Source organism: Mesorhizobium sp. M1A.F.Ca.IN.020.06.1.1 (assembly GCF_004023265.1).
Classification (GTDB): Bacteria; Pseudomonadota; Alphaproteobacteria; order Rhizobiales; family Rhizobiaceae; genus Mesorhizobium.
In genome coordinates this window covers 1-4281 of the sequence record NZ_RZSR01000508.1, presented here as the reverse complement: position 1 = coordinate 4281, position 4281 = coordinate 1, and the positions used below count along the sequence as shown (strand labels likewise).

General features: G+C 62.1%; 6 protein-coding genes. 2 read left to right on the top strand and 4 right to left on the bottom strand.

All coding sequences use genetic code 11. From position 1 onward, the window contains the following. Positions 1–1086: flavodoxin family protein (locus tag EOA60_RS20960; RefSeq protein WP_245502592.1), on the top strand; the 1086-nt coding region annotated here is incomplete at its 5' end. Positions 1087–1118: 32 nt separating this feature from the next. Continuing rightward, entirely contained in the window at positions 1119–2120 is a 1002-nt protein-coding gene (locus tag EOA60_RS20955) for a YihY/virulence factor BrkB family protein (protein WP_095824501.1), read from the top strand. A 613-nt stretch (positions 2121–2733) separates the two neighbouring features. Here the strand turns inward: EOA60_RS20955 and EOA60_RS20950 are convergent. From EOA60_RS20950 to EOA60_RS20935, 4 genes are all read right to left on the bottom strand, one after another. Beyond that, entirely contained in the window at positions 2734–2913 is a 180-nt protein-coding gene (locus EOA60_RS20950) for a hypothetical protein (RefSeq protein WP_082953924.1), read from the bottom strand. A gap of 82 nt (positions 2914–2995) precedes the next feature. Then, entirely contained in the window at positions 2996–3199 is a 204-nt protein-coding gene (locus EOA60_RS20945) for a hypothetical protein (protein ID WP_095824500.1), read from the bottom strand. 260 nt (positions 3200–3459) lie between these two features. Next, entirely contained in the window at positions 3460–3645 is a 186-nt protein-coding gene (locus EOA60_RS20940) for a hypothetical protein (RefSeq protein ID WP_066999417.1), read from the bottom strand. A gap of 125 nt (positions 3646–3770) precedes the next feature. Further along, a complete protein-coding gene (locus EOA60_RS20935; protein WP_066999415.1) occupies positions 3771–3974 on the bottom strand; it encodes a CsbD family protein in 204 nt (67 codons plus the stop codon). Positions 3975–4281: the final 307 nt, after the last annotated feature.

Below are 4281 nucleotides of genomic sequence, written 5' to 3'. Positions count from 1 at the left end.
GATTTCAGCAAGAGCCCTAAGCCGCGCAAAGGCATGCCGAGCCCGCGTCTTGGCGAAAGCGAATTCAAGGCACGCTATCTGAGACAATTCTACGATCCGGCCTTTCAGCCGGAGGCGGATGCCATTGGCAGGCTGGCCGAGATCGCCTGGCAGGCCTACAGCGAAGAACGCAAGGCACCGATCACCAGAAAGGCGGGACAGGGCTTCCACGATCCGGACTATGATCTCTCCGTCGACTGGTTCGCCGCGCACGAAGCGGTCGAAGCGGCACAGCGCCGGTACGAGGACAAGACCGCGCCGTCCCGCATCCTGCTCATAAACGGCTCCTCGCGCAGCGAGCACACGTGCCCGGGCGAAATGTCGAAGACCTTCCGCCTTGTCGAGTTGGCGCGCAGCGCCATTGCAGCAAGACCGGGCTTCGCGATCGAGGTTCTCGACCTTGCGCGGCTCGCCTCCGAATACGGCCGCAGGATCTTTCCCTGCAAGGCGTGCTTCTCGACGGCGGCCGCGCTCTGCCATTGGCCGTGTTCCTGCTACCCCAATCATTCGCTCGGGCAGGTCAGTGACTGGATGAACGACATCTATCCGCTCTGGGTCGAGGCGCATGGCGTCATGATCGTCACGCCGGTCAACTGGTACCATTCCTCCTCGCCGGTGAAGCTGATGATGGACCGGCTTGTCTGCGCCGACGGCGGCAATCCCGATCCTTCGCTGACGCAGGGCAAGGATGCCGCGCTCGCCAAGAAGGTCGAGCTTGCCGGCTGGGACTATCCGCGCCATCTCGCCGGCCGGCTGTTCTCCGTAATCGTGCATGGCGACACCGAAGGTGCCGGAAGGGTGCGCCACAGCCTCGCCGACTGGCTGCGCTCGATGAAGCTCGATCCGGTGGGCGAGGCTGCCGAGCTCGACCGCTACATTGGCTACTGGAAGCCCTATGCGACGAGCCATGACGAGCTCGACGCCGACCATGCCGTGCAGACGGAAGTCCGCAATGCCGCGCTGGCGCTCGCCGAAGCCGTCGAGAAGCGTCGCGCGGGTTCGTTCCAGACCATCGGAGCCGTGCTCGAGGATCCGCGCCCCAAATAGCCGACGAGGAGAAGCAGCCGACGGGAAGGAAGATGCAGCGCTGGTTCCAGGAAGCCTGGGTTGTGCTGAAAGAGAGCATCACCGGCTATGTCAACGACAATGCGCTGAGCCATGGCGCGGCGATGGCCTTCTACGCCACGACCTCGCTGGCGCCGATCCTTCTGATCGTGGTAGCGATCGCGGGCGTCGTCATCGGCAACGACGCCGCGCAGCTCGCGCTTTCGGCTGAGTTCGCGGGGGTGATGGGCCCGCAGAGCGCCGAACTGCTCACGGCAGTGATCGAGACCGCCGCGCATCGCGGGTCCAGCACGCTGGCCACCCTCATCGGGCTGATCACGCTGCTTGTCACCGCCTCCGGCGTCTTCGGAGAGATGCAGCAGTCGTTGAACGAGATATGGAAGGTCAAGCCCAGCGGCGTTTCGCTTTCGCGCCTAGTGCGGGCGAGGGCGGCAAGCCTCGGGCTGGTGGCAGCTCTTGGCTTCATGCTTCTGGTGTCGCTCGCCGCAAGCACGGCGATCTCGGCGCTGAGTGAGGTCATCAACCAGCACCTGCCGTTCGGCGAGCTGATCGTGAGCGCGATCAACACCATCGTCTCCTTCGTGCTGATCGCGCTGCTCTTCGCGGCGATCTACAAGGTCCTGCCGGACCGCAGGCTCAAATGGCGCGACGTCGGCGTCGGTTCCATCGTCACCGCGCTGCTCTTCACCATCGGCAAGTCGCTGATCGGCTGGTACATCGGCACCAGCGCCATCGGCACGTCCTATGGCGCGGCCGGCGCGCTGATGGTCGTGCTGGTCTGGGTTTACTATTCGGCACAGATTTTCCTCTTCGGTGCCGAGATCACCCGCGCCTATTCGGTGCGGAGCGGCAGCCGGCAGGATCTCGCGCCCGTGGTGGCGGCCAGCGACGAAACGTCAAGGTCAGGCAGGTCACCGCAACCGAGCGTGCCGGACGGCGAGGTCGTCAGATGGATCGTCCTCAGCAGCCTGATCACGGTGCTGGTCTCGGAGTTCCGGCGCTGGCGGCAGGGGTGACGCTGCTGGCCGCCGGTTCGAGAGTTGGCCGTTCTCTGCCTGTCGCTCCTGCTGACGCTTTTCGACTTCGTAGGAAAGCCAGCGGCAGAACATCCCGATGATCGAAGTGGCGGCGCCGCCAAGCAGGCAGGCAATCAGCAACGGATTTTGCGAAACGTGCTCCCAACTGACGATCGCCAGCAGCATCACGCTTACCGTTGAGATCGAATAGCCTATGCCCTTGAGCAGATGCAGCGACGATATGGTCATCCCGGCCCGCCTTTCAGGTGCAACAATCAGCGGCAACCGAAGTTCCATGCACCCAGTGCCAGGCGCTTGGCAGCGGTTTCGCCGCTGTGTGCGAGCCGTTGAAACCTTGTCCAGCCGAATGCGTTGCCTAACGTATCAATCGCGGGAGGAAGTCGTCACGATGCCAAAGACAGGGCCAGGTTGGGAGCAGGCCTATCAACCGCTCGAATTCGCCCAAAAGCACGGCCTGACCCTGAGGCAGGCTGAAATCGTCATCCAGACCAATGGACCGTCCAAATACAGATGCGATCTGGCGGCTCCGATCTTTCTCAAGGCGCTGAAGCAGCTCGCAAAGAATCGCGGGACGCCTGGCCGGCAAGCAGCATCAGTGTCGGCTTTTGAGGAACCGGGCTTCGCGCAGCAGCGAAGGCCAGTCGGTTCCGATTAGCTTGATCAACTCGCGGGCATCGTTTTCCGAAATGTCCGCGTCCTTTGCCAACCGGTGGGCGAGCATTTGGACATCGGCCTCCGTTTGCTGCACCTGCTTTCCATCATTTCCAACCATGGCGCGCCTCCTCTCAGATAAGAACTTTCGAGGTGGCCGTATGTTTCATTTTGGCGGCAAGAGGCTGACGCGAACCTAAGGTTCACGCAGGCTTGCGTTTGGCCTTGAGCTTTTCACTCAATTCGACCGGATCGCGGCAGCCGTTCTCAAACAAAATCAGCGCGTGCCTTGCCGCATGAAGCCGCTCCTCACTGTCCGACGGTATGCGAAATGTGCGGCAGTAGTCGTCGAGAGCGGCTGCGAGGATGACCAAATCCTCGGGGTCGAGGAAACCCGGAAAAACCATTGCTCTCCCTCCCGTTGACAGGTGAAAGTGAAAGCGTGGTCCGCGCTTACAAACGCTGGCCTCGGTTTGGGAGTTGCGGATAAGCGCTGGCGGCGGGGTCACATGTTGTGTCACCCTGCCATCAAGCGGAACTTTCTCGCGTCACGGACGGAGCGGTTTGGAACCCGGGCTTTGCCGGCGAGCACAGCACTGTGCGATCCAGGCCGAAGTCCGCTGCGGGTTCGAGAAAGATGGTATCCGATCGCCCGAGGCGATGGCGCCTAGCGCTTCCGCTTTCCGGCGCCGGCGGGCTTAGGCCCCACGGTCACGAGCGCCTCGCGCATTATCCGCAGGGCTTCATCGGGGGTAAGGCCGCATTTGCGGGCAAAATAAATCGCTTCGGAAGCCTCCGATCGCGAGGCTGCGGCGATAACGGACAAGGCCGGTCTCGATTTCTTCTTGGCCATCGGTTCACCGTGCCACGAATCGCTTAATCAACTAATATAACGTCCCTGTTCTGAAATCAAAATTCTGGCTTTCGACGCCGCAGCCCCGATCGGGGCTGCGGGCTCATTTTATCCGGCGGCGGATCTTACCAGCCCTGGCGACTCGCCCAGTCGTCGATGTCGCGGCGGATGCGATCCTTCTCGATGCCGTAGCGCTCTTGAATCTTGCCTTCGAGCTGCTCACGGTTGCCGGCGATGCGGTCGAGGTCGTCATCGGTGAGCTTGCCCCACTGTTCCTTCACCTTGCCCTTGACCTGCTTCCAGTTACCTTCGACGCGGTTCCAATCCATGGTGCAGACCTCCTTTGTGTTTGCGTAAATGCTAACGACTGCGCGGGCCGCGGGTTCCTGTTTTTCGGCCGGACACGAGGGAACATTTGAACGCTGCTCATGTTCTGCCGCAGTATGGCGCGCCGTCCCTGCAAGGCGCGCCGGCGGACCGGGTCGGGCCCCAATCCTGCCCCTCTCGTTGTCCCGTTGGGGCGGGCTTCCAATAGATCGAGGAGATCATGCTTTACCAGGCAGCGAAGATCGCCGAAGAGGCCCATCGCGGCCAGAAAGACAAGACCGGCCGTCCCTTTATCGAACATCTGAGACG

What these genes read in the sequence shown, in the direction of transcription:
- EOA60_RS20955 (WP_095824501.1), top strand. Translation starts at nt 1,119, where the DNA reads ATGCAGCGCTGGTTCCAGGAAGCCTGGGTTGTGCTGAAAGAGAGCATC.
- EOA60_RS20950 (WP_082953924.1), bottom strand. Translation starts at nt 2,913, where the DNA reads ATGGTTGGAAATGATGGAAAGCAGGTGCAGCAAACGGAGGCCGATGTC.
- EOA60_RS20945 (WP_095824500.1), bottom strand. Translation starts at nt 3,199, where the DNA reads ATGGTTTTTCCGGGTTTCCTCGACCCCGAGGATTTGGTCATCCTCGCA.
- EOA60_RS20940 (WP_066999417.1), bottom strand. Translation starts at nt 3,645, where the DNA reads ATGGCCAAGAAGAAATCGAGACCGGCCTTGTCCGTTATCGCCGCAGCC.
- EOA60_RS20935 (WP_066999415.1), bottom strand. Translation starts at nt 3,974, where the DNA reads ATGGATTGGAACCGCGTCGAAGGTAACTGGAAGCAGGTCAAGGGCAAG.